Genomic DNA, 22,626 nt, shown 5'->3' with positions numbered 1-22,626 from the left:
TTCACGCCGCGCAGCAGTCGCGGGGCAGGTAGCCGCGCGCAGCGGCCACCTCCGCCAGCAGCCGGCGCAGATGCCTGCGGCCGCGGTGCAGCCGTGACATCACGGTGCCGAGCGGGATGTCGAGGATCGTCGCGATCTCCTTGTAGCGCAAGCCTTCGACGTCGGCGTAGTAGACCACCATCCGCTGGTCCTCCCGCAGCGCCTGCAGCGCCGCGCGGACGTCCTCGTCGCCCATCGCCTCCAGCGCCGCGAGTTCGGCCGAGGGCAGGCCCCGCGACGAATGTTGCGCTCCCGCAGCCAGTTGCGCGTCGGTGAAGTCATCGGAGAGCACCTCGTCGGGCCTGCGCTGCGCGGCACGGTAGGAGCTGATCCAGGTGTTGGTCAGGATGCGCAGCAGCCAGGCCCGCAGGTTGGTGCCGTCGGCGTAGGAGCCGAATCCGGCGTAGGCCTTCGCCATGGTCTCCTGGACCAGGTCTTCGGCGTCGGCGGTGTTGTGGGTGTAGCGCCGCGCGGCCCTGAAGAGCTGGTCCAGCAAGGGCAGTGCGTCCCGCTCGAAGCGGGCCCTGCGCTGGTCGTGATCCTCTGTCGCGGTTGCCACGCCGACAGCCTGGCATCTCAAGTGGACTTGAGGTCAAGCGATTTTCAGCGCGCCGGAACCACGAAACCCCATGGCAGTTCCAATCGGTGGGCGGCCAGGAGGGCGCTGTCGGCGAGCACCGAGCCGATCGGCCCGTCGGCGACGACGACTCCGCCGTCCATCACCACCGCCCGCTCGCACAGCTGCGCGGCGTACGGCAGGTCGTGAGTCACGACGAGCATCGTGGCGTCGAGTGTCAGCAGGGTCTCGGCGAGTTCGCGGCGCGCCACCGGGTCGAGGTTGGCCGACGGTTCGTCGAGCACCAGGATCTCGGGCCGGCAGGCCAGCACGGTGGCCAGTGCCGCGCGCCTGCGCTGCCCGGCCGACAGGTGCGACGGGTTGCGATCGGCGAGCCCGGTCGCCGAGACCGTCGCCAGCGCCTCGCGCACGCGGCTGTCGAGCTCGTCGCCGCGCACCCCGAAGTTGGCAGGCCCGAACGCCACGTCCTGCGCGACCGTCGGCATGAACAGTTGGTCGTCGGGGTCCTGGAACACCAGACCCACCCGGCGCCGGATGTCGCGTACGGTCTTGCGGCCGACGGTGACACCACCGATCGCGACCGAACCGGCCGTCGCCGTCAGCACGCCGTTGAGGTGCAGCATCAACGTGGTCTTGCCCGCCCCGTTGGGCCCGAGCACCGCCACCCGTTCACCGGCGGTGACGGTCAGGTCGAGCCCGTTGAGTGCGGCCCGGCCGTCGGGATAGGTGTGGTGCAGTCCCTCGATCCGCACCGCCGCAGGCACGTTCATGCGGACACCCAGGCCGCCGCGCAGACCGCAACGGCCGTCATGGCCGGCGCCATCGCGGCGGCCCACAGTGCAGGCCTGGCGCGGGCAGGAGCGCCGACGGCGGCGAGATCGGGTGCCGCGCCGTCGAATCCGCGTGACAGCATGGCGACGTACACGCGTTCCCCGCGTTCGAACGACCTCAGGAAAAGGGTGCCGACCCCGCGGGCGACGGCGCCGGCCTGATGCAGCGCCCGCGGCGAGTCGCCGCGCGAGATCCGCGCCATCCGCATGCGTCCCGCCTCCGCGGTGAGCAGATCGACGTAGCGGATCATCAGCACCAGCACGGACGTCAGCACGGCGGGAACCCTCAGCCGGCTCAGCGCAGCGGGCAGTGCGGTGGCCTGCGTGGTGGCGGCGAACGTCAACGCGGCCGCCACCCCGAGCGTGCCCTTGACGACGATGCCCCACGCCGCATAGAGGCCGGTGACCGAGAGGTCCAGCCCGGCGACGGTGACCCGCACACCACCGTCGGTGAACGGCAGCAGTGCCGCGAGGACGACGAAGGGCGCCTCGATGAGCATGCGCGGCAGCACCCAGCGCGCCGGGATGCGGGCGACCGACCAGCACGCCACCACGACAGCGGCATACGCCGCGTACGGCCAGAACATCTCCCTGGGGGTCGCGACGACCGCGAGGACGAACACAACCAGGCAGACGATCTTGACCTCGGCAGGCGTCCGGTGCACGACCGTGTCGCCGTGGCGGTAGAGCGGGTGTGCGCCAGCGCCCATGGGCTAGCGCTTGCTTCTGGCGATGCCCCAGAAGGCCACGCCCGCCACTGCGAGTGTGACCAGCGCGCCGACGATTCCGGCGATGCCACCGGTCGCGGCGTGCCCGCCGATCGCGTAGTCGGCCAGTGGCGACGACGCCAGTAAATGCTCGCTGGCGTGCTGCGCGATGCAGGCTCCGCTGAGTTCCTCGCCCGCAGCGGTCTCCACCACCGCGCAGCCCTGCAGCGTCGCCGAGTCGAGACCGTCTGGGCTGCCGCTGGCGAGGTAGGACAGCCCGCCTGCGATCACCAGCACCGCGGCGGCGAAGGCGAACCAGAACACCGACCGTCGCGTCATGCCGGCACCCCGGCGCGCGTCGAGCGGCGCAGCAGATGCACCAGGTCGGGCCGGGCGCCTGCGACGGCCACCACGGTGAGGGCGGTGATGAGTCCTTCACCGATGCCGATCAGCACGTGGGTGACGAACATGTAGCCGGCGACCGTGGACAACGACGCCCCGCCCGCCCCGCCGAGCGTGAACTCGACGACGAATCCCATTGCTGCGCAGACCGTCCCGACGAGTGCGGCCACGAAGGAGACACCGCCCAGCGTCCTGGTGGACACCTCGCCGCGGCGCCGGGCCAGCGTGAGCCCCAGCACCGCCGTGCCGTAGCCGGCCAACACGCCGATCACCGCCATGTTGGTGATGTTCGTGCCCAGCGCGCTCACCCCGCCGTCGGCGAACAGCAGCGACTGCACCACAAGCACGATCGCGATGCACAGCGCCCCGGTGTACGGGCCGACGAGGATCGCGGCCAGCGCGCCGCCGAGCAGATGTCCGCTGACACCGGGCAGGATCGGGAAATTCACCATCTGCACCGCGAAGATGAATGCGGCGACCAGTCCGGCCAGCGGCACGGCGCGCTCGTCGAGTTCGGCGCGGGCCCTGACGGTGCAGAATCCGACTGCCGCAACGGCGATCACGGCGAAGATCAGTGACACCGGCGCACTGACGATGCCGTCGCTCATGTGCATGGCGACGACGCTGGTGGCGGCCATCCGATGAGCCTATGACCGCACCCGACATATGTCCAGATGAACAGATGGACAGATGGACAGATGAACCGAGGTCAGCGCTTCGTCGCCGTCACGACCAGATACTCGGCCTCCCAGACCGCACGGTCACCGTCGCCCCGGTCGGCCTCGACGAGGAATCGAAGGAAGTCCCGGTCCAGCGCCTCGACCCGGTCCGGTGCGGCGGCGTTGTGCGCATAGGTCGCGATCGTCGGCCCGTAGTTGCGCTTCCAGTACTCCCGGAACTCTGCGGGCGACGTGCAGTGGTCGAGCACCACCGTCCGGCGCTCGAACGCCCACCCGGTCACGCGGTCGCCGAACAGGCCACGGACGTGGGCCTCGTCGCCCCACATCGTCGGCGATCCGGCACCGGGAGGCGGTGGCGGGGCGTAGGGCTTCATGGTGGCGAACAACTGCCCGACGAAGCCCGATGGCGTCCAGTTGACCATGCCGATGGTGCCGCCGGGCCGGAGCACCCGGACCAACTCACCGGCGGTGACGTCGTGATGCGGCGCGAACATCGCACCGACACAGGACATCACGGTGTCGAAGGCGTCGTCGGCGAACGGCAGCGCCTCGGCGTCGGCCTCCACCCATTCCAGCTCGACTCCGTGCGTGTCGGCGATCCGCCTGCCGGCGTCGAACAGTTCCGGCGCCAGGTCGCAGGCGGTCACAATCGCTCCGGCTTGTGCCGCGGGGATGGCGGCATTGCCGGATCCGGCCGCCACGTCGAGCACCCGGTCGCCGGGCCGCACCCCGCACGCCCGCACCAGTGCCGGGCCAAGGGACGGGATCAGCTCCGCGGCGACGGCCGGGTAGTCACCCGACGCCCACAGCGCGCGGTGCTTCGCCTTGAGCGCCCGATCGGCCTCGTCGACCGTCGTGTGTTCAGTGGTCATCAGTCCTCCAGTCTCGGTGGTCATGTGGTCTCGGTGGTCATGTGGTCTCGGTGGTCGTGGTCGTCTCCACGATCGGCGGCGACGGTTCGGCGGACCTTCGGCGTTCGTTGAATGCGCAGCTCAGGGGGCGAGAAGGCGTCGCAGGGCCGCCCGGGCGATCGCCATGGCCTCGGGGCCGGACAGGATCGCGGGATCCTCGGCGAACCGGTCGTCGCCGGGCCGCGCACGGCGCAGCGCCGCGGCGTCCGCCGCCGCGCCGGTCCGCTCCAGCAGCGGGATGACGTAGCGCAGGCAGTACCAGTGCTGCGCCCCGGCTCCGGGACCGGCCTGGCTCCAGTGGTCGAGTACCTCGTGGAGTCGCCCGGCCGCGGATGCCGGGTCACCGTGCACGGCGGTCACGGCCGCGGACTCCATCCGGGCGATGCCCGTGAGCCAGTTGTTCTGCACGGGCGCGGCCAAAGCGAACGCCTCGTCCAGCACCCCGACCGCACGCTCGGGATCCGTGGACTTGAGCGAGCGGCCCAGTGCGCACCGGGCCATCGCCGAGACGCTCGGATTGGCGGTGGTCGCCGCGACGCGAATGGCCTCCGCAGCGGCGGCCAGTCCGGCCTCCGGGGCACCGAGGACATCCTGGGCCACCGTGCTGTTGTACAGATTCCACACCAGCCTCGGCGCATCGCCGGCGTCGCGGGCGACGGCGCACTCCTCGACGTAATGCCCAAGCGCGACAGCGGGATCGCCGCAGATCACCGCCACGTCGGCGGGGATGTCGCCGGGGTAGCCGAGGTAGGAGTGGCCGCGTTCGGGGACCCTGCCCTCGGCGAGCGCGGCGAGCGCCAGCGCGTGGGAGAACCGGCCGAGCACCCATGCGCCGCGCGCGGACACCCCGACCGCCGCGGCGAACAGCGGATGGGCGGGATCGGCGGACTCGATCGCCCGGTCCACCCAGTCCATCGAGGTGTAGCCGACCCGCATGTGCATCAGTTCGGGCAGCGACGCGACGATGCGGAGCGCGAATCCGGTGTCACCGTCGGCCATCGCCCGCTCGAAGGCGGTGCGCAGGTTGTCGTGGTCGGGTGAGGTGAAGGTGGTGCCCGCGGTCGGCGCCATCCGTTCGATCCACACCTGCTCGTCGGGACCGTGCATCGCCGTGGCCCCGCGCTCGGCCAGTTCGGTGAAGTACGTGGCGTGCCGCACAGCGTACCGATCGTGAGAATCGTTCTCGCGCAATCGCTCCCGGCCGTACGCCCGCAGCGTCTCCAGCACCGAGTAGCGGGTTCCCGCGTCACCGTGGACGGCCACCACCATCGACTTGTCCACCAGGGCGGTCAGCAGTTCCAGCGTGTCGTCCTCGTCGTCGGTGTGCTCGGCACAGACCCCGTGCACCGCCTCGAGGTCGAAGCTGCCCGCGAACACCGACAACCGGTCGAACAGGGTCTGCTCCCGCTCGGCCAGGAGACGGTAGGACCAGTCGATGGTCGCCGCGACGCTCTGCTGGCGCGGGTGCGCGCCGCGTGCACCGCCGCTGAGCAGTCGCAGCCGATCCAGCCGTCGCGCCACGTCGAGGCTGCTCATCGCCCGCAGGCGCGCGGCGGCGAGTTCGATCGCCAGCGGCACACCGTCGAGCCGGCGACAGATCTCGGCGACGGCTCCGATCGGTTCGGTGTCGAGGTCGAAGTCGGGCCGGATCGCCCTGGCCCGGTCGGCGAACAGGGCGGTGGCGTCGCCCTCGGGCAGCGGTTCGACGGGCAGCAGCCGCTCACCGTCGATGCCGAGGGATTCCCGGCTCGTGACGAGCACCGCGACCCCGGCGCACTCGCGGGTGATGCGGTCCACCAGGTCCGCCGCGTCGGACAGCACGTGCTCGCAGTTGTCCACGACCAGCAGCAGCCGGCGGCTGCGCAGGTGGTCGACCACGGTGGTGGTGACGGCGGTGTCCCTGCCCTGCGGCAGTCCGAGCGCGACCGCGACGGCCCGGCCCACCGCGGACCCGTCGTCGAGCGGGGCGAGTTCGCAGGTCCGGACACCGTCGGGGAAGCCGTCGGCGTGGTCGGCGGCCTCGTAGGCCAGCCGGGTCTTGCCGACACCACCCACGCCGGTCAGCGTCAGCGCGGTGCCCGCCCGCAGCGCACCGGTGATCGCCGCCAGCTCGCTCGTGCGGCCGATGAACCGGGTCGCCCGGCGCGGGGTGGGGCGGGTGGGCTGCGGCGCCGGCGCGTCCTGCGGAGCGGGCACGGTTGCGCCGGCGAGGATCTCGCGGTGCACGGCCTCCAGCGCCGGCCCGGGTTCGACGCCCAGTTCGGCGACGAGTCGCGCCCGCATCCGCCGGTAGGTCTGCAGCGCAGCGGCCTGTCGGCCGCTGCGGTACTGCGCCAGCATCAGCTGTCCGGCGATCCGCTCGTCGAGCGGGTGAGCCGTTGCGGCCGTGCTCAGTTCGGTGAGCAGTTCGGTGTGCCGGCCGGCCCGCAGCGCGGCGTCGTTGCGGTCCAGCGTGGCGGAGAGGCGCTCGGTCTCCAGCGCCGCGCGCATCTCGTTCACCCACGGCGTGTCGAGGCCGGCGAACGGCTCGCCGGTCCACAGCGCCAGTGCGTCGTCGAACGCGGCGAGCGCGTCCACCGGTTGTGCGGCGGCGCGGGCCGCCGCGGTCAGCGTGCGGAACCGGTGCAGGTCGACCGAGTCGGCGTGCGCGTTCAGCGTATAGCCCGCCGTCCCGCGGGCGATGTGCACAGCATCGGCGGCGGCGAGCGCGTGCCTGAGCCTGGACACGTACGCCGCCAGCGCGTTACGGGCCCGGTGCGGCGGATCGCCCGCCCACACCCGCTCGATGAGCTGATCGGCCGACACCGGCCGGTTCACGTCGACCAGCAGACACGCGAGCACACACCGCTGCCGCGCATGCCCGACGTCGAGGCCGTGGCCGTCCACGAGGGCCTCGACCTCACCGAGTAACCGGAAATTCACCCCCATCGGGGTACAGCGTCCACCACGGGGCGGTCGCGTGCCCGCGAAACACGCGGAGCCGGTCAGTCGTGCCGGGCGCCGATCCAGTGCAGCAGGTCGTGCACCGTCTGGTCCTCGAGGCGGTAGCTCACCGACCTGCCCACCCGCGTCGAGCTGACCCAGCCCTGTTCCCGCAGCACCCGCAGCGCCTGCGACACCGCGTTCTCCGAGCGGCCGAGGGCCGCCGCCAGGTCGCTGACGCAGATTCCGGGCGCCCGGTGCAGCCCGAGCAGGATGCCCAGCCGGTTCGGATCGGACAGCAGGTCGAAGCGCTGCGTCCAGCCGGCGGTGTCGACGTCGGCCAGCGCCGACGTCGCCCGCTCGACGTGCACGTGCTCGCCGGCTCGGATCACAGCTCTCAATGTAGCGCCCGACGGGTTCTGGGGAGGCCCGCCGGCGTCAGTCGAGGAAGCCGTGCAGCAGCGTCGCCGAACCGGCGACGTGGACGCGCATGGCGGTGGCCGCGCCGTCGGCGTCCCCGGCCAGAATCGCGATCACGACGGCCTCGTGCTGTTCGTCGGAGTGGGCGATGTTGCGGGCCAGCAGCGGGATCCCGTCCAGCATCGCGTTGACCCGCATCCGGTTCTCGGCCACCAGCGGCACCAGTGACGGCGAGCCGGCCGCCTCGGCGATCGCCAGGTGCAGCCGCGAGTCGAGCCGCCGGTAGTCGTCGGGCGACGCGGCGCGCACGTCGGCCAGCCGCGACCACAATCCTTCCCGCTCGGCGGCGGTCAGCGTGCGCTGTGCCGCCATCCGCGCGGCGCCCACCTCGAGGATCTCCCGCAGCCGCAGCGCGTCGTCGATCTCGGCCCGGCTGACGCCGGCCTGCTCGCCGGTGTGCCGGGGCAGCTCGTCGGCGAGGAACGTGCCGCCGTAGCGACCGCGACGCGCCACCAGATAGCCCGCATCGGCCAGCGACCGGATCGCCTCGCGCACGGTGTCGCGGCTGACCCCGAGCCGCGCCGCTAGTTCACGCTCGGGTGGCAGCGACTCCCCCGGTGCGACCACCCCGAGCCGGATCGTCTGCAGCAGCCGTCCGACGGTGTCCTCGAACGCGTTTCCCATGCGCACCGGCCGCAGTAGGGCATCGCCCGCTTCCGGGGAGATCGGCACGTCCGGGTCGGCGGTCATCGCAGCCGGCTTACAGCGGAGTGACGTAGTGGCCGCTGATGCCGCCGTCGACCAGGAAGCTCGACGCGGTGATGAACGAGGCGTCGTCACTGGCCAGGAACGCCACCGCCGCGGCGAGTTCCTCCGGCTCGGCGAACCGCCCCACGGGCACGTGCACCAGCCGCCGCGCCGCCCGCTCGGGGTCTTTGGCGAAGAGCTCCTGCAGCAGCGGGGTGTTCACCGGGCCAGGGCACAGAGCGTTGACCCGGATGCCCTGGCGGGCGTACTGCACACCGAGCTCCCGGGAGATGGCCAGCACACCGCCCTTGGATGCGGTGTAGGAGATCTGCGACGTCGCCGACCCCATCACCGCCACGAATGACGCGGTGTTGATGATCGACCCCTTCTGCGCGGGGACCATGTGGCGCAGCGCCGCCTTGCAGCAGAAGAACACCGACTTGAGGTTGATGTCCTGCACCCGCTGCCACGCGTCGATGCCGGTGTTCTCGATCAGGTCGTCCTCGGGCGGGCTGATCCCGGCGTTGTTGAACGCGATGTCCACCGAGCCGTGCGTCTCGGCGGCGGTGTCGAACAGCGCGTCGACCGCCACCTGGTCGGAGACGTCGACGGCGACGAAGGTGCCGTTCAGGTCGTCGGCGACGGACTTGCCGGCGGCCGGGTCGATGTCACCGATCACGATGGTGGCGCCCTCGGCCCGCATCCGCCTGGCGCTTGCCAGCCCGATGCCGCTGGCACCGCCGGTGATCACGGCGACCTTGCCGGCCAGTCGCTGGGTCAGGTCCATTCAGTTCTCCTCTGCGGCTTGCATTCAGGCTTCGTCTCGTCAGGCTTCTTCGACGGCGATGAAGACGTTCTTGGTCTCGGTGAACGACAGCGGCGCATCCGGTCCGAGCTCGCGGCCCAGCCCGGACTGCTTGAACCCGCCGAACGGGGTGGTGTACCGCACGGAGGAGTGCGAGTTCACCGACAGGTTCCCCGATTCCACCGCACGCGACACCCGCAGCGCGCGTGACAGGTTGTCGGTCCAGATCGATCCCGACAGCCCGTAGGGCGTGTCGTTGGCCAGCGTGATCGCGTCGGCCTCGTCGTCGAAGGGCAGCACGGTGACCACCGGCCCGAAGATCTCCTCGCGCACCGTGCGGTCCTGCCGCTGCGGGGTGAGCACCGTCGGCGGGAACCACCAGCCCGGTCCCGACGGTGCGGCGCCGCGGAACGCCACCGGCGCGTCGTCGGGCACGTAGGACGCCACCGAATCCCGGTGCGCCCGTGACACCAGCGGCCCCATCTCGGTGTCCTCGGCGCGGGGGTCGCCGACCACCAGGCCCTTGACAGCCGGCTCCAGCAGCTCCATGAATCGGTCGTAGACGTTGCGCTGCACCAGGATCCGGCTACGTGCACAGCAGTCCTGGCCGGCGTTGTCGAACACCCCGTACGGCGCGGTGGCCGCGGCCTTCTCCAGGTCGCAGTCGTCGAAGACGATGTTGGCGCTCTTGCCGCCCAGTTCCAGGGTGACGCGTTTGACCTGGGCGGCGGCGCCGGCCATCACGCGGGTGCCGACCTCGGTCGAGCCGGTGAAGACGATCTTGCGCACGTCCTGGTGGGTGACGAACCGCTCGCCCACCACCGACCCCTTGCCGGGCAGCACCTGGAACAGGCCGTCGGGTAGGCCCGCCTCGAGCGCGAGCTCGCCGAGCCGGATGGAGGTCAGCGGCGTCCACTCCGCCGGTTTGAGCACCACGGCGTTGCCCGCGGCCAGCGCCGGCGCGAACCCCCACGCCGCGATGGTCATCGGGAAGTTCCACGGCGTGATCACCCCGACCACGCCGAGCGGCTCGTTGAACGTCACGTCGAGTCCGCCTGCGACGGGGATCTGCCTACCGGACAGGCGTTCCGGGGCCGCGGAGTAGAACTGCAGCACGTCGCGGACGTGGCCGGCCTCCCAGGTGGCGTTGCCGACCGGGTGCCCGGAGTTGGCGACCTCCAGTGCGGCGAGTTCCGGCACGTGGGCGTCCACCGCCGCGGCGAACGACCGCAGCGCCGCCGCCCGGTCGGCCGGCGCCAGCCTGGCCCACGCCCGCTGCGCGGTGACCGCCCGCGCGACCGCCTCGTCGACACCGTCGACGTCGAGGAGTTCCACCGAGCGCAGCACCTCTTCGGTGGCCGGGTTGATGACGTCAGTGGTGCTGGTGCTCAAGGACGTTCCTCTCCTTCGCGTGTCGTGCCGCGGCGGCCACCACGCCGGCGAACAACCGCAGATCGTCGAGTCGTTCCTCGGGATGCCACTGCACGGCCACCACCCAGGTGCCGGGGTGCGCGGCGCGGTCCAGCTCCACCGCCTCGATCACCCCGTCGTCGTCGCGGGCGCTGACGACCAGGCCTTCGCCGAGGCGGTCGATGGCCTGGTGGTGGTAACACTGTGCGCCCGAGGTCTTCCCGATCAGGTCCGCCAGCCGGGTGCCGGGTTCGGTCCACACGGCCGATGTGCCGAACACCGCGTTGCCCTTCTGGTGATGGGTGTGGCCGATGACATCGGGCAGGTGCTGGATGAGGGTTCCGCCGAGGGCGACGTTGAGCACCTGGGCGCCGCGGCAGATGCCGAGCACAGGCATATCGCGCCGCAACGCGCCGTCGACGAGGGCGAACTCCCAGCCGTCGCGGACACGGTCGGGTTCGTCGGTGCGCGCATGGGGCCGCTGGCCGTAGCGGGCGGGGTCGACGTCCTTGCCGCCGGTCAGGATCAGCCCGTCCAGCCCGTCGAGCACGCGGTCGGCGGTGCCCGCGTCGGTGGGTTGCGGCGGCAGCAGGACCACCACCCCGCCTGCGAGGTTGACGCCCTGGAAGTAGACGGCGGGCAGGAAACTCGCCTGCACGTCCCACACCCCGGTCTGTGCCTGCTGCAGGTAGGTGGTCATGCCGATCATCGGCGGCGCCGCGGCGCCCGCACCGTTCTCACAGCCGTTCAAAACCACGCACCCGCTCCCAGTCGGTGACCGCGGCGTTGAACGCGTCGAGTTCCACGCGGGCGTTGTTGAGGTAGTGGTCCACCACCTCGTCGCCGAACGCGTCACGCGCCACCTTCGAGCCGTCGAACAGCGCGGCGGCCTCGGCCAGCGTCGTCGGCAGCCGCTCGGCCCCGCTGGTGTAGGCGTTGCCCTCCAGCGGTTCCGGCAGTTCGAGCTCGTTCTCGATGCCGTACAGGCCGCCGGCGATCAGCGCCGCCACCGCGAGGTACTGGTTGACGTCGCCGCCTGGCGCCCGGCACTCCATCCGCATGCCCGCGCCGTGGCCGACCACGCGCAGCGGGCAGGTGCGGTTGTCGATGCCCCATGCGATCGCGGTCGGGGCGAAGCTGCCTTCCGCGAACCGCTTGTAGGAGTTGATGTTCGGTGCGAAGAACAGCGTCAGCTCACGCATTGTGGCCAGCTGGCCCGCGATGAAGCTGCGGAACATCGGCGACATGCCGAGCGGGTCGCCGTCGTCGGCGAACACCGACGCGCCGTCCTGGCCGCGCAGTGAGATGTGGATGTGACAGCTGTTGCCCTCGCGCTCGTCGAACTTCGCCATGAACGTCAGGCTCTTGCCGTGCTGGTCCGCGATCTCCTTGGCGCCGTTCTTGTAGATCGTGTGGTTGTCACACGTGGTCCGGGCGTGGTCATAGCGGAAGCCGATCTCCTGCTGGCCGAGGTTGCACTCGCCCTTGACGCCTTCGCAGTACATCCCGGCGCCCTCCATACCGCGGCGGATGTCGCGCAGCAGCGGCTCCATCCGCGTCGAGGCGAGCATCGCGTAGTCGATGTTGTAGTCGGTGGCCGGCCGCAGGTTGCGGTAGCCGGCCGCCCATGCGTCACGGAACCCGGTGTCGAACACCATGAACTCGAGTTCGGTCGCGGCGTAAGGCACCAGTCCCCGGTCGGCGAGCCGGTCGATCTGCGCGTTGAGGATGGACCGCGGGGCCTGGATCACCGGGGTGCCGTCGGTCCACGAGAGGTCGGCCATCACCAGCGCGGTGCCCGGCAGCCAGGGCAGCAGCCGCAGCGTCGCGAAGTCCGGCGTCATCACCATGTCGCCGTAGCCGGTCTCCCAGCTGGAGATCGCGTAGCCGTCGACGGTGTTGTTGTCGACGTCGACGGCGAGCAGGTAGTTGCAGCACTCGGCGCCGTGGGCCGCGGCGTCCTCGACGAACAGGCGCGCCGACAGCCGCTTGCCGGTGAGCCTGCCCTGCATGTCGCAGAACGCAACGATCACGGTGTCGATGTCGCCGTCGGCGACGGACTGCTCGAGTTCGGCCTGGGACAGCATGCCGGGGTTCGGGCTCATTTGGGACCTTCCTGAAGGACATCCGGTCGCTGGCTCAGAATCGCTGACTCGAAGCGCAGATTCAACCATTGAAGCGCACTACCACCGTTCACACGCCTGCATGTTTACAGGAACGTCACTTCCAAAGGTAGGCCAACAGACCATTGGCATCCTGTTCCTCGTGCGGCGAACGCCGTCGCGCCGAGATCCTCGAGGGTCACTCCGATTGATGCGATCTGGGTCACGACAGATCGCTCACCCGTTAATTTTTTCGGCCTGCGGGTAATGTCACCTGCGTGTGTGGAGCCACCGGCGAGGTACGCCTCGACGGCCGAACCCCTGATCTTGCCGCCGTGTCGGCCATGGCCGAGGCGATGTCGCCGCGCGGTCCCGACGGCGCGGGCGCCTGGTCAGCGGGCAGGGTCGCATTGGGACACCGTCGCCTGAAGATCATCGACCTCACCGAGGCAGGCGGCCAGCCCATGGTCGACTCCGACCTCGGCCTCGCGATCGCCTGGAACGGCTGCATCTACAACTACCCCGAGCTGCGCCGCGAACTGTCCGACCACGGCTACCGGTTCTTCTCCACCAGCGACACCGAGGTGATGCTGAAGGCCTACCACCGCTGGGGTGACCGGTTCGTCGACCACCTGAAGGGCATGTTCGCGTTCGCCATCGTCGAGCGCGAGTCCGGTCGGGTGCTGCTGGGCCGTGACCGGCTGGGCATCAAGCCGCTGTACATCACCGAGGACGCCCACCGGATCCGGTTCGCCTCGTCGCTGCCCGCACTGGTGGCCGGCGGTGGTGTCGACACCCGCATCGACCCGGTCGCGCTGCACCACTACCTCACGTTCCACTCGGTGGTCCCGCCGCCGCTGACCATCCTGCAGGGCGTCAAGAAGGTGCCGCCGGCGTCGCTGATCGCGATCGAGCCGGATGGCCGCCGCACCACCACCACCTACTGGTCCCCCGACTTCAGCCGCCGCGACGACCGCGCCGACTGGTCGGAACAGGACTGGGAGGACGCCGTCCTGGCGTCGCTGCGGCTGGCCGTCGAGCGCCGGCTGGTGGCCGACGTGCCGGTCGGCTGCCTGCTGTCCGGCGGGGTCGACTCCAGCCTCATCGTCGGGCTGCTCGCCGAGGCCGGCCAGCACGGACTGCAGACGTTCTCGATCGGATTCGAGTCGGTGGGCGGGGTGGCCGGCGACGAGTTCAAGTACTCCGACATCGTCGCCGAACGGTTCGGCACCGACCACCACCAGATCCGCATCGGCACCGAGCGCATGCTGCCCGCGCTCGACGGTGCGATCGGCGCGATGAGCGAACCGATGGTCAGCCACGACTGCGTGGCGTTCTACCTGCTGAGCCAGGAGGTGGCCAAGCACGTCAAGGTGGTGCAGTCCGGCCAGGGCGCCGACGAGGTGTTCGCCGGCTACCACTGGTACCCGCCGATGGGTGACCCCGCGGCCGCCGCCCTCGACGGTTCGGTGCAGACCTACCGCGGCGCCTTCTTCGATCGCGACACCGCAGGCGTCGGCGGCCTGGTCACCCCCGGGTTCTTCGCCGACGGCGACCCGAGCCTGCAGTTCGTCGCCGAGCACTTCGGCCGGCCCGGCGCCCAGTCGGGCGTCGACCGCGCACTGCGCCTGGACACCACCGTCATGCTGGTCGACGACCCGGTCAAGCGGGTGGACAACATGACGATGGCCTGGGGTCTGGAGGGCCGCGTGCCGTTCCTCGACCACGAGCTGGTCGAGCTGGCCGCCACCTGCCCGCCGGAGTACAAGATCGCCCACGGCGGCAAGGGTGTGCTCAAGCAGGCGGCCCGCAAGGTGATCCCGGCCGACGTCATCGACCGGCCCAAGGGCTACTTCCCCGTGCCGGCGCTGACCCACCTGGAGGGCCCCTACCTCGACCTGGTGCGCGACGCGCTGTACGCACCGGAGGCCAAGGAGCGCGGCCTGTTCCGCCCGGAGGCCGTCGACCGGCTGCTGGCGGACCCCAACGGCAGGCTGACGCCGCTGCGGGGCAACGAGCTGTGGCAGATCGGCCTGCTGGAACTGTGGCTGCAACGGCACGGCATCAACGGGGCCGCGGCGTGACCGACACAGATCCACATGTGGTGTCCACCGGTGATCACACCGAGGCCATCACCATGGGTCTGCACGATGCGTCGCCGCAGCATCTCGTCGACGCGATGGCCGACGATGTCGTTCTCGAACTCGGCTGGGGCCGTTTGATCTTCGGCCAGACCTTCGCCGACCCGGAACGGCTGGCGCAGGCCCTGCAACAGGAGGGGCCCGGGCGCCGCGACATCTGCATCTACGCCAGGGAGTCGCACGTCCTCGTCGCGCGCTCGCCCTCGGAGCTCTTCATCGATCCCAGCCACACCTACCGGCTGCGCTTCGCCGACCGCGAGGTGCCCGACACCGATCCGATCGGGTTCACGGTGCGACCGCTCGCCGACGCCGCCGAGGCCGACGCGATGAACCGGGTGTACGTGCGCTGCGGCATGGTGCCCGCCCCGGTCGACGTCATCTGGGCCAACCACCGCGACGTCGACGCCGTCGAGTACCTGGTGGCGGTCCGCGACGACGACGGATCGGTGATCGGCACCGTCACCGGCGTCGACCACAAACTCCTCTTCAACGACCCCGAGGACGGGTCGAGCCTGTGGACGCTGGCGGTGGACCCCACCACCAGCCTGCCCGGCGTCGGGGCGGCCCTGACCAGGGTGTTGGCCGCGACCTTCCGGGACCGGGACCGGGCCTACCTGGATCTGTCGGTGGCCCACGACAACGCCGCGGCGATCGCGCTGTACGAGAAGCTGGGCTTCCAGCGGGTCCCGGTGCTGGCGGTCAAGCGCAAGAACGCGATCAACGAACCGCTGTTCACCCATCCGCCGGAGACGGTCGACGACCTCAACCCCTACGCACGCATCATCGCCGACGAGGCGATGCGTCGCGGCATCTGGGTCGAGGTGCTCGACGCGGGCGCCGGCGAGATGCGGCTCTCGCATGGCGGGCGCAGCGTGATCACCCGCGAATCGCTCTCGGAGTTCACCTCCGCGGTGGCGATGAGCCGGTGCGACGACAAGCGCCAGACCCGGCGCATCGTGTCCGAGGCGAGCATCAAGGTGCCCAAGGGCCGGCTGGCCACCTTCGACGCCGAGGACCACGCGTTCCTCGCCGAGGTCGGCGACGTCGTGGTCAAGCCCACCCGCGGCGAGCAGGGCAAGGGCATCACCGTTGGTGTCGACGGCCCCGAGGAACTCGACGCCGCCCTCGTGCGGGCCCGCGAGCAGCACCCCGAGGTGCTGATCGAGCAGCGCGCCGCCGGCGACGACCTGCGGCTGGTGGTCATCGACGGCAGAGTTGTGGCGGCCGCGCTGCGCAAGCCCGCGGAGGTCGTCGGCACCGGCAAGCACACCATCGGCGAACTGATCGAGACGCAGAGCAGGCGGCGGGCCGCCGCGACCGGCGGCGAGTCGCGCATCCCGATCGACGAGGTCACCGAGTCCACCGTCCGGGAGGCCGGCTGGACCTTCGACGACGTGCTGCCCGAGGGCGAGCATCTGCGGGTGCGCCGCACGGCCAACCTCCACCAGGGCGGCACCATCCACGACGTCACCGCCGAGGTCAACCCCGAGCTGTGCCGGGTGGCGGTCACCGCGGCCGAAGCGCTCGGCATCCCCGTGACGGGCATCGACCTCCTGGTGCCCGACGTCACCGACACCGAGTACGTGTTCGTCGAGGCCAACGAGCGGCCGGGGCTGGCCAATCACGAACCTCAGCCCACCGCAGCGGCTTTCATCGACTTCCTGTTCCCGAACCAGCCGGGCCTTCCGCAGGCCTGGACTCCGGACGAGACGCCGGCCTAGCCGGTCACCACGTGCTGGTGCGCAGCACGATCTCGGCGGCGACCTGAGCGGTGGCGTCCTGCGCGCTGCGCCGGCTGAGCAGTTCGACCAGCCGGAACTCGCCGTACACGTAGCGCTGGCTGGCCTTCGCCACTTCTCGTGACGCCGGGGTGCTCACCAGCGCCGTGGTGTTCATCTCCACCGGTGGGCAGTGCTCGTCGCGGACGGCTCCGGACAGGTCGGCGACCCGGGGATGCCCGCGGTCGATGACCACCAGCCCGATGAAGCGATCGAGCCGGGTGGCCGCCAACTCCCACGCCAGCTCGCCACCGACCTTGTCCCCCACCAGCAACGCCCAGCGCACGTCGAGCGCGTCGAGGATGCCCACCACCGCCTTGGGGGTCAGCCGGGGATCGGGTCCGATGATGACGGTCCGCAGCGACGCGGTGTGCAGTCGCGCGCAGACCGCGTCGTAAGACGCCGGGGAGTGATTGGCCGCGCCGAGGACCACCACGGTCGAGCCCTTCTCCGGGCCCGCCACGTCCACCGGGACGGAGAACCCGTCGACGGTGACCATGGATGAGAGCATTCGGCCACGCTACAGGGAGAATCCGGGTGCCCGGGCGGAATTAAGATCAAGAACCGACGTTCACTGTGCCGCTGCGCGATGCGCTTGTCTGCCCGCGGTGTCCAGAAACGTTTGCGGCAGCGTGCCTTTGACGGCGATGTCCGGATTCGCCGTGGGGAACGCGATGCCGAAGACGGCCATGGTGCCCACGTTCTCGAAGCTGAAGTAGACACTGTTGTCGACGCCTGCCAGGGTCATCGTCTGTTGGTACACCAGCGCTTCGGCGCGCGGCGCGGGCAGTCGGGTGGTGGTCATCGGGATGCCGTCGCTGGCCGGGTCGAAGAAGGTCTCGAACCGCGCGCACCGGTCGGCGGTCGCGGCGAGCCGGTCGAGGTCCAGCGGCCACGTCAGCACGGTCATCACGATGCGGACGCCGTCCCAGGCCACCACGTATTCGGCGGCACTGCCGGGGCCGCGCTCACCGGATCCGGCGATCACCCTGGTGAGCCCGTCCGAGCAACCCGGCGGCTCGGACAGCATCGCCGGCGGGCCGCTGCGGGCGCCGGGCCCGCCGGTCCCGTCGGTCTCCTCGGCGATCCGGTCGTACTGCACGCCGGGCGGGAAGTCCTGCGCGGTCAGCAGCGCCCGCTCCAGCCGGGCGCCGGGCCAGGTGGGTGTCCCGGTGACGGCGGTGGCGCAGCCGGTGAGCGCGCAGACCGCCGCGAGCAGCGCCCCCCACCGGCGGATCATGTGGCCAGGGTAGGCGAGCGCTCAGCGGAGGGTGGTGACGAGCGTCGGGCGCGGCGGCGGACCGTGCGCGACGAGGTCACAAACGGCGTCCACGTCGAGGTGTGCGGCCAGCAGGTCGGCCATCACGTCGAGTTGGGCGTCGCGCCGCGCGGTGACGTCGGTGTCGTCGGCGACCACGAAGCCCGGCCGGCCCGCCGCCGCGGCGACCTCGGTGAGCCAGCGCCTGCGGAACGCGTCGTTGTCGAGCAGTCCGTGCCAGTGGGTGCCGTAGACGCCGTCGCGGCGCAGCCCGACAGCGGTTGCGGTGTCGGAGTCGGACCACTCGGCGGCGGAGCTGTCGGCGACCTGGCCGTGGTGGATCTCGTAACCCCGCAGCGGAGCGTCGCGGTGGCACAGCGTCTTCTCGGCGGCGAACGCGATGTCGGCGTCGAGCAGCCCGAGGCCGTCGACGCGTCCGGCCCGCGACTCCACGGTGTCGTCGATGCGGCGGCACAGCATCTGGAATCCGCCGCAGATGCCGAGCACCGGCCGGCCCGCGCGGGCGTACCCGACGATCGCCTCGGCGAGGCCGCGCTCGCGCAGCCACGTCAGGTCGGCGACCGTGGCCTTGCTGCCCGGCAGCACCACGACGTCGGCGTCGGCCAGGTCGGCGGGCTCGCTGACCCAGCGCACCAGCACCCCGGGCTCGCAGGCCAGCGCCTCGACGTCGGTGGAGTTCGAGATCCGCGGCAGCCGGACCGCGGCGACGGTCAGGGGCTGGGCGCCGCGCGGCGACGTCGGCCGCCCGACCACCCGGCCGGTCAGCACCGACACCGAATCCTCGGTGTCCAGCCAGATCTCGTCGCTGTAGGGCAGCACGCCGTAGGTGGGCCGCCCGGTCAGCTCGGTCAGCCGGTCCAGCCCGGGCACCAGCAGCGCCGGGTCGCCGCGGAACTTGTTGACCACGAAGCCGGCGATCAGCGCCTGGTCCTGCGGTTCGAGCACCGCGACGGTGCCGTGGAAGTGGGCCAGCACCCCACCCCGGTCGATGTCACCGACCACGACGACGGGCAGCCGCCCGGCACGGGCCAGCCCCATGTTCGACAGGTCGGTGGCGCGCAGGTTGATCTCGGCCGGTGAGCCGGCGCCCTCGCACAGCACGACGTCGAATTCCTCGCGCAGCGAAGCGAGTTCGTCGGCGATCAGCGCGGCGAGCCGGTCCCGGTGGGCGATGTAGTCCGCGGCGGCCACCGATCCGGCGACCCTGCCGCGCACCACCAGCTGCGAGGTGCGGTCGCTACCGGGTTTGAGCAGTACGGGATTGAACCGGATGCTGGGCGCCAGGCCTGCGGCGCGGGCCTGCACCGCCTGCGCCCGGCCGATCTCGCCGCCCTCGACGGTGACCGCCGAGTTGTTCGACATGTTCTGCGCCTTGAACGGCGCCACCCGCACGCCTTGGCGGGCCAGTAGCCGGCACAGCCCGGCCACGACCATCGACTTGCCTGCGTCGCTGGTGGTGCCTGCGACCAGCAGCGCGCCCTTCAGCACGCCGAACGTGTGCTCAGTGCGGGATTCGGGCGAGAAAATCGCACTGGGCGCACGCTCGCTGACATGCTCACAGCCGGGTGAGGATCTCGGCGCCGCCGTCGGTGACCACCAGGGTGTGCTCGAACTGCGCGGTCCACTTCTTGTCCCGGGTGGCCACGGTCCAACCGTCGTCCCAGATCTCGTAGTCCAGGCCGCCGAGATTGATCATCGGCTCGATGGTGAACGTCATCCCCGGCTCGAGCACGGTGTCCACCGACGGCTGGTCGTAGTGCAGCACCACCAGGCCGTTGTGGAAGGTGGTGCCGATGCCGTGGCCGGTGAAATCGCGAACCACGTTGTAGCCGAACCGGTTCGCGTACGACTCGATGACCCGGCCGACGACCGACAGCTGACGGCCGGGCTTGACCGCCTTGATCGCCCGCATGGTCGCCTCGTGGGTGCGCTCCACGAGCAGGCGGTGCTCCTCGGCGACGTCGCCGGCCAGGAAGGTCGCGTTGGTGTCGCCGTGCACGCCGTCGATGTACGCGGTGACGTCGATGTTGACGATGTCACCGTCCTGCACGACGGTCGAATCCGGGATGCCGTGGCAGATGATCTCGTTGAGCGAGGTGCAGCACGACTTCGGGAATCCCTTGTAGCCCAGGGTGGACGGGTAGGCGCCGTGGTCGACCATGTAGTCGTGCGCGATGCGGTCGAGCTCGTCGGTGGTGACGCCGGGGGCGACGGCCTTGCCCGCCTCGGCCAGCGCGCCCGCCGCGATCCGCCCGGCGACGCGCATCTTCTCGATCACCTCGGGCGTCTGCACCCAGGGTTCGCTGCCCTCGTCGACCGTCGGCCGCCAGGCGTACTCGGGGCGGGCGATCGATTTGGGCACCGGCAGCGTCGGGGACAGCTCACCGGGGCGAAGCGCGGTGCGGACAGGCATGACACCCAGGATAGCCAGGAGAACGCCGATCTCCCTTTCGGAGAGTGCTGCTACCTTGACAGCCATGCTCGACGAGTCGAACCTCACGACGCGGCCGATGGTGACCACGCCCGACCACCTGCTCGGACAGCTGGGCCTGCGGGATGTCGTGGTTGCCGACGAATTGCTCATCCTCGAGATGGACAACCGGCCCGACCTGGCCAACGTCCGCGGTGCGCTGCAGGGCGGGCTGGTGGCCACCCTGATCGACATCGCCGCGGGACGCCTCGCAGGCAGGCACGTGACCGCCGATCAGGACGTCACCACCGCGGACATGACCGTGCACTTCGTCGCGCCCGTCGTGGCCGGCCCGGCCCGCGCCGAGGCGACCATCGTGCGGGCGGGCAGGCGGATGATCGTCACCGCCGTCGACGTGACCGACGTCGGCCGTGACCGGCTGGCCGCGCGGGCCACGTTGAGCTTCGCGGTGCTCGACCGCCGCTGAGCCGGGGCCTTTAGCCTTCAGCGCTCGCCGCGCCGCCACCGCCACCCGGTGCGCGGACCGCGGATGTCCACCGAGCCGAACACCACCTTGCCGGTCAGCACGACGTGCGGGCGGCCCTCGGCGGGGGCGTCGCGGCGGTGGTCGGTGGCGCTGCCGACGATCACCTCGACGTCGTCGATCGACGCGCTCGCACCGTCGGGCAGCCGCAGTTCCAGGCCGCCGGCGCGCAGGTCGAGTTCGATGACGACCATCGGGCCGGCGAACCGGGCCCGGGTCAGGTCGAGGTTGATCGACCCCATCCGGCGGTGCAGCGCCAGCCGGGTCGGGACGATCCACTCGCCTTGGCGTTTCAAGGATCCGAACACGCCACGCAGTTCGACGCGGTCGGTGGCCGAGGTGACGATCGCGCCGGGACCGGGCAGGTCGTCGACGAGCGTGTCGAGGTCGGGCCGCAGCCGGGCCTGTGACACCCGCGCCGAGCGTTCCTCGAACTCGTCGATGTCGATCAGGCCCATCGCGACGGCGTTGTGCAGCCGGCGCAGGGTTCCGTTGCGGTCGGCGTCGGAGATGCGCAGTGCGATGGGTTCGCCGTTGGGACTGGTCATGTCCCGTCCCAATTTACCGCCGCCGGGACCTCAGGCCAGATAGTCGGGCGGCAGGCCGTCGAGCATGCCGCGCAGCATCCGCACCGCGTACTCGGAGCTGCCGCCACCGACGATGAGCGCGGCGAAGGCCATGTCACCGCGGTAACCGGCGAACCACGAGTGTGAGCCGCCCGCGAATTCGGCCTCCCCTGTCTTGCCCCGCACGTCGCCGACGCCCTGCAGGTCGTCGGCGGTGCCGTTGGTCACCACCAGCCGCATCATCGGCCGCAAGCCGTCGACCATCGCCGGCGAGATGGGCGTGCGGTCGCCGTTGATGACGGTCTCGCGGCCCTCGATGAGGCGGGGCACGGGAGTGCGTCCCGCCGCGACGGTGGCTGCGGCCATCGCCATGCCGAACGGGCTGACCAGCACCTTGCCCTGGCCGAAGCCGTCCTCGGTGCGCTCGGCCAGGTTGACCGTCGGCGGCACCGAGCCCGACACCGTGGTGATGCCCTCGATCTCGTAGTCCGGCCCGATGCCGTACTGCGCGGCGGCGGTGGTCAACCCGCGCGGCGGCATCCGGCTGGCCAGTTCGGCGAAGGTGGTGTTGCACGAGCTGGCGAAGGCCCGCGACATCGGCACGGTGCCGAGGTCGAAACCGCCGTAGTTGGGCACGGTGCGGTGGCCGATGTCCATCTTGCCCGGGCAGCCGAGCAGGGTGTTGGGGGTGGCCATGGCCCGGTCGATCGCGGCGCCCGCGGTGACGATCTTGAACGTCGAGCCCGGCGGGTAGAGCCCCATCGTGGCGATCGGCCCGTCGGCGTCGGCGGCGGCGTTCTGCGCGACGGCAAGGATCTCGCCGGTGGACGGCTTGATCGCGACGATCATCGCCTTCTTGCCGGTGAAGTTCACCGCGTTCTGCGCCGCGTTCTGCACGGCCCGGTCCAGGCTGATGGTCACCGACGGCGAGGGGTTGCCGGGAACCTCGTTGAGCACGTCGACGTCCACGCCGTTCTGGTTGACGCTGACCACCCGCCAGCCGGCCTGGCCGTCGAGTTCGTCGACGACGGCCTTGCGCACCTCCTCGACGATCGCGGGGGCGAAGCGGTCGTCGGTCGGCAGCATCGCGGCCTGCGGGGTGACGACGACGCCGGGCACCGCGCCGAGCGCCCCCGCCACGCGGTCGTGATCGGACTGACGCAGGGTGATCAGGCTGAGCGGCCCCGCCGACGAGCTGGCCACCTCGGCCAGCCGCTGGGCGTCCAGCGTCGGGTCGAACTGCCGCAGCGCGTCGGCGGCCGCGCGCGCGGCCGGCATCACCGCGCCGCCGGCGTGCCACGACCCGAAGTCGAGCGCTCACGCAGTTGCGCCAGTGTCATCTCGCTGACCAGCCCG

21 protein-coding genes and 1 pseudogene are annotated in these 22,626 nt (G+C 71.1%); 3 read left to right on the top strand and 19 right to left on the bottom strand.

What is annotated here, in order from left to right; all coding sequences use genetic code 11:
* Nucleotide 1: 1 nt before the first annotated feature.
* The 13 genes from H7I41_RS23890 to H7I41_RS23830 form a co-directional block, all read right to left on the bottom strand.
* Nucleotides 2-598 (bottom strand): sigma-70 family RNA polymerase sigma factor, encoded by a 597-nt coding sequence (locus H7I41_RS23890; protein WP_264015103.1) that lies wholly within the window; start codon nucleotides 596-598, stop codon nucleotides 2-4.
* 44 nt (nucleotides 599-642) lie between these two features.
* Nucleotides 643-1,386 carry an energy-coupling factor ABC transporter ATP-binding protein gene (locus H7I41_RS23885; RefSeq protein ID WP_264015102.1) on the bottom strand — a complete coding sequence of 248 codons (744 nt, stop codon included), beginning with the start codon at nucleotides 1,384-1,386 and terminating at the stop codon, nucleotides 643-645.
* A complete protein-coding gene (gene cbiQ, locus H7I41_RS23880) occupies nucleotides 1,383-2,156 on the bottom strand; it encodes a cobalt ECF transporter T component CbiQ (protein ID WP_264015101.1) in 774 nt (257 codons plus the stop codon). The genes H7I41_RS23885 and cbiQ overlap by 4 nt, the downstream gene beginning before the upstream one ends.
* 3 nt (nucleotides 2,157-2,159) lie before the next feature.
* Entirely contained in the window at nucleotides 2,160-2,492 is a 333-nt protein-coding gene (locus H7I41_RS23875) for a PDGLE domain-containing protein (RefSeq protein ID WP_264015100.1), read from the bottom strand.
* A complete protein-coding gene (locus tag H7I41_RS23870; RefSeq protein ID WP_372503794.1) occupies nucleotides 2,489-3,169 on the bottom strand; it encodes an energy-coupling factor ABC transporter permease in 681 nt (226 codons plus the stop codon). The genes H7I41_RS23875 and H7I41_RS23870 overlap by 4 nt, the downstream gene beginning before the upstream one ends.
* Before the next feature lie 95 nt (nucleotides 3,170-3,264).
* Complete coding sequence (locus tag H7I41_RS23865) at nucleotides 3,265-4,107, bottom strand: class I SAM-dependent methyltransferase (RefSeq protein WP_264015098.1); 843 nt, start codon at nucleotides 4,105-4,107, stop codon at nucleotides 3,265-3,267.
* A 120-nt stretch (nucleotides 4,108-4,227) separates the two neighbouring features.
* A complete protein-coding gene (locus tag H7I41_RS23860) occupies nucleotides 4,228-7,074 on the bottom strand; it encodes an AfsR/SARP family transcriptional regulator (RefSeq protein WP_264015097.1) in 2,847 nt (948 codons plus the stop codon).
* A gap of 56 nt (nucleotides 7,075-7,130) precedes the next feature.
* Nucleotides 7,131-7,460, bottom strand: coding sequence for an ArsR/SmtB family transcription factor (locus tag H7I41_RS23855; RefSeq protein WP_372503793.1), 330 nt, complete (start codon nucleotides 7,458-7,460; stop codon nucleotides 7,131-7,133).
* Nucleotides 7,461-7,506: 46 nt separating this feature from the next.
* Nucleotides 7,507-8,238: a FadR/GntR family transcriptional regulator gene (locus H7I41_RS23850; RefSeq protein ID WP_264015095.1), complete on the bottom strand. Its 732-nt coding sequence runs from the start codon at nucleotides 8,236-8,238 to the stop codon at nucleotides 7,507-7,509.
* A 10-nt stretch (nucleotides 8,239-8,248) separates the two neighbouring features.
* Nucleotides 8,249-9,022, bottom strand: a complete 774-nt coding sequence (locus tag H7I41_RS23845; RefSeq protein ID WP_264015094.1) for a 3-oxoacyl-ACP reductase — start codon at nucleotides 9,020-9,022, stop codon at nucleotides 8,249-8,251.
* Between the two features lie 39 nt (nucleotides 9,023-9,061).
* Nucleotides 9,062-10,432, bottom strand: coding sequence for an aldehyde dehydrogenase family protein (locus H7I41_RS23840; protein ID WP_264015093.1), 1,371 nt, complete (start codon nucleotides 10,430-10,432; stop codon nucleotides 9,062-9,064).
* Nucleotides 10,413-11,159: a gamma-glutamyl-gamma-aminobutyrate hydrolase family protein gene (locus H7I41_RS23835; RefSeq protein WP_264015118.1), complete on the bottom strand. Its 747-nt coding sequence runs from the start codon at nucleotides 11,157-11,159 to the stop codon at nucleotides 10,413-10,415. Before H7I41_RS23835 ends, H7I41_RS23840 begins: the two co-directional genes overlap by 20 nt.
* Nucleotides 11,160-11,187: 28 nt before the next feature.
* A complete protein-coding gene (locus H7I41_RS23830; RefSeq protein WP_264015092.1) occupies nucleotides 11,188-12,555 on the bottom strand; it encodes a glutamine synthetase family protein in 1,368 nt (455 codons plus the stop codon).
* Between the two features lie 275 nt (nucleotides 12,556-12,830).
* Between H7I41_RS23830 and H7I41_RS23825 the strand changes: the two genes are divergently transcribed.
* Together H7I41_RS23825 and ngg are read left to right on the top strand one after the other, a co-directional pair.
* Nucleotides 12,831-14,636: an N-acetylglutaminylglutamine amidotransferase gene (locus H7I41_RS23825; RefSeq protein ID WP_264015091.1), complete on the top strand. Its 1,806-nt coding sequence runs from the start codon at nucleotides 12,831-12,833 to the stop codon at nucleotides 14,634-14,636.
* A gap of 53 nt (nucleotides 14,637-14,689) precedes the next feature.
* Nucleotides 14,690-16,414 carry an N-acetylglutaminylglutamine synthetase gene (ngg, locus tag H7I41_RS23820; RefSeq protein WP_264015117.1) on the top strand — a complete coding sequence of 575 codons (1,725 nt, stop codon included), beginning with the start codon at nucleotides 14,690-14,692 and terminating at the stop codon, nucleotides 16,412-16,414.
* 4 nt (nucleotides 16,415-16,418) lie between these two features.
* On the opposite strand, the gene H7I41_RS23815 is transcribed toward ngg, so the two are convergent.
* The 4 genes from H7I41_RS23815 to map all read right to left on the bottom strand — a co-directional run bounded on the left by H7I41_RS23815 (nucleotide 16,419) and on the right by map (nucleotide 20,163).
* Nucleotides 16,419-16,982, bottom strand: coding sequence for an alpha/beta fold hydrolase (locus H7I41_RS23815; RefSeq protein ID WP_264015090.1), 564 nt, complete (start codon nucleotides 16,980-16,982; stop codon nucleotides 16,419-16,421).
* Nucleotides 16,983-17,042: 60 nt separating this feature from the next.
* On the bottom strand, nucleotides 17,043-17,711 hold the full coding sequence (locus H7I41_RS23810; RefSeq protein ID WP_264015089.1) for a hypothetical protein: 669 nt from the start codon (nucleotides 17,709-17,711) through the stop codon (nucleotides 17,043-17,045).
* Nucleotides 17,712-17,732: 21 nt separating this feature from the next.
* Nucleotides 17,733-19,238: a cobyric acid synthase gene (locus tag H7I41_RS23805; protein ID WP_264015088.1), complete on the bottom strand. Its 1,506-nt coding sequence runs from the start codon at nucleotides 19,236-19,238 to the stop codon at nucleotides 17,733-17,735.
* Nucleotides 19,239-19,305: 67 nt separating this feature from the next.
* Nucleotides 19,306-20,163: a type I methionyl aminopeptidase gene (map, locus tag H7I41_RS23800; protein WP_264015087.1), complete on the bottom strand. Its 858-nt coding sequence runs from the start codon at nucleotides 20,161-20,163 to the stop codon at nucleotides 19,306-19,308.
* A 97-nt stretch (nucleotides 20,164-20,260) separates the two neighbouring features.
* Between map and H7I41_RS23795 the strand changes: the two genes are divergently transcribed.
* A complete protein-coding gene (locus H7I41_RS23795; RefSeq protein ID WP_264015116.1) occupies nucleotides 20,261-20,647 on the top strand; it encodes a PaaI family thioesterase in 387 nt (128 codons plus the stop codon).
* Between the two features lie 17 nt (nucleotides 20,648-20,664).
* Here the strand turns inward: H7I41_RS23795 and H7I41_RS23790 are convergent, their stop codons facing one another.
* Both H7I41_RS23790 and H7I41_RS23785 read right to left on the bottom strand, forming a co-directional pair.
* Nucleotides 20,665-21,252 (bottom strand): DUF1707 SHOCT-like domain-containing protein, encoded by a 588-nt coding sequence (locus tag H7I41_RS23790; RefSeq protein WP_264015086.1) that lies wholly within the window; start codon nucleotides 21,250-21,252, stop codon nucleotides 20,665-20,667.
* A gap of 30 nt (nucleotides 21,253-21,282) precedes the next feature.
* Nucleotides 21,283-22,548: pseudogene (locus tag H7I41_RS23785) on the bottom strand (penicillin-binding transpeptidase domain-containing protein); the annotation flags it as partial.
* Nucleotides 22,549-22,626: the final 78 nt, after the last annotated feature.

Source organism: [Mycobacterium] manitobense (assembly GCF_025821665.1).
Taxonomy (GTDB): Bacteria; Actinomycetota; Actinomycetes; order Mycobacteriales; family Mycobacteriaceae; genus Mycobacterium; species Mycobacterium arseniciresistens.
The sequence above is the reverse complement of the archived record's forward strand: the minus strand, read 5'-3'. Positions and strand labels throughout refer to the sequence as shown.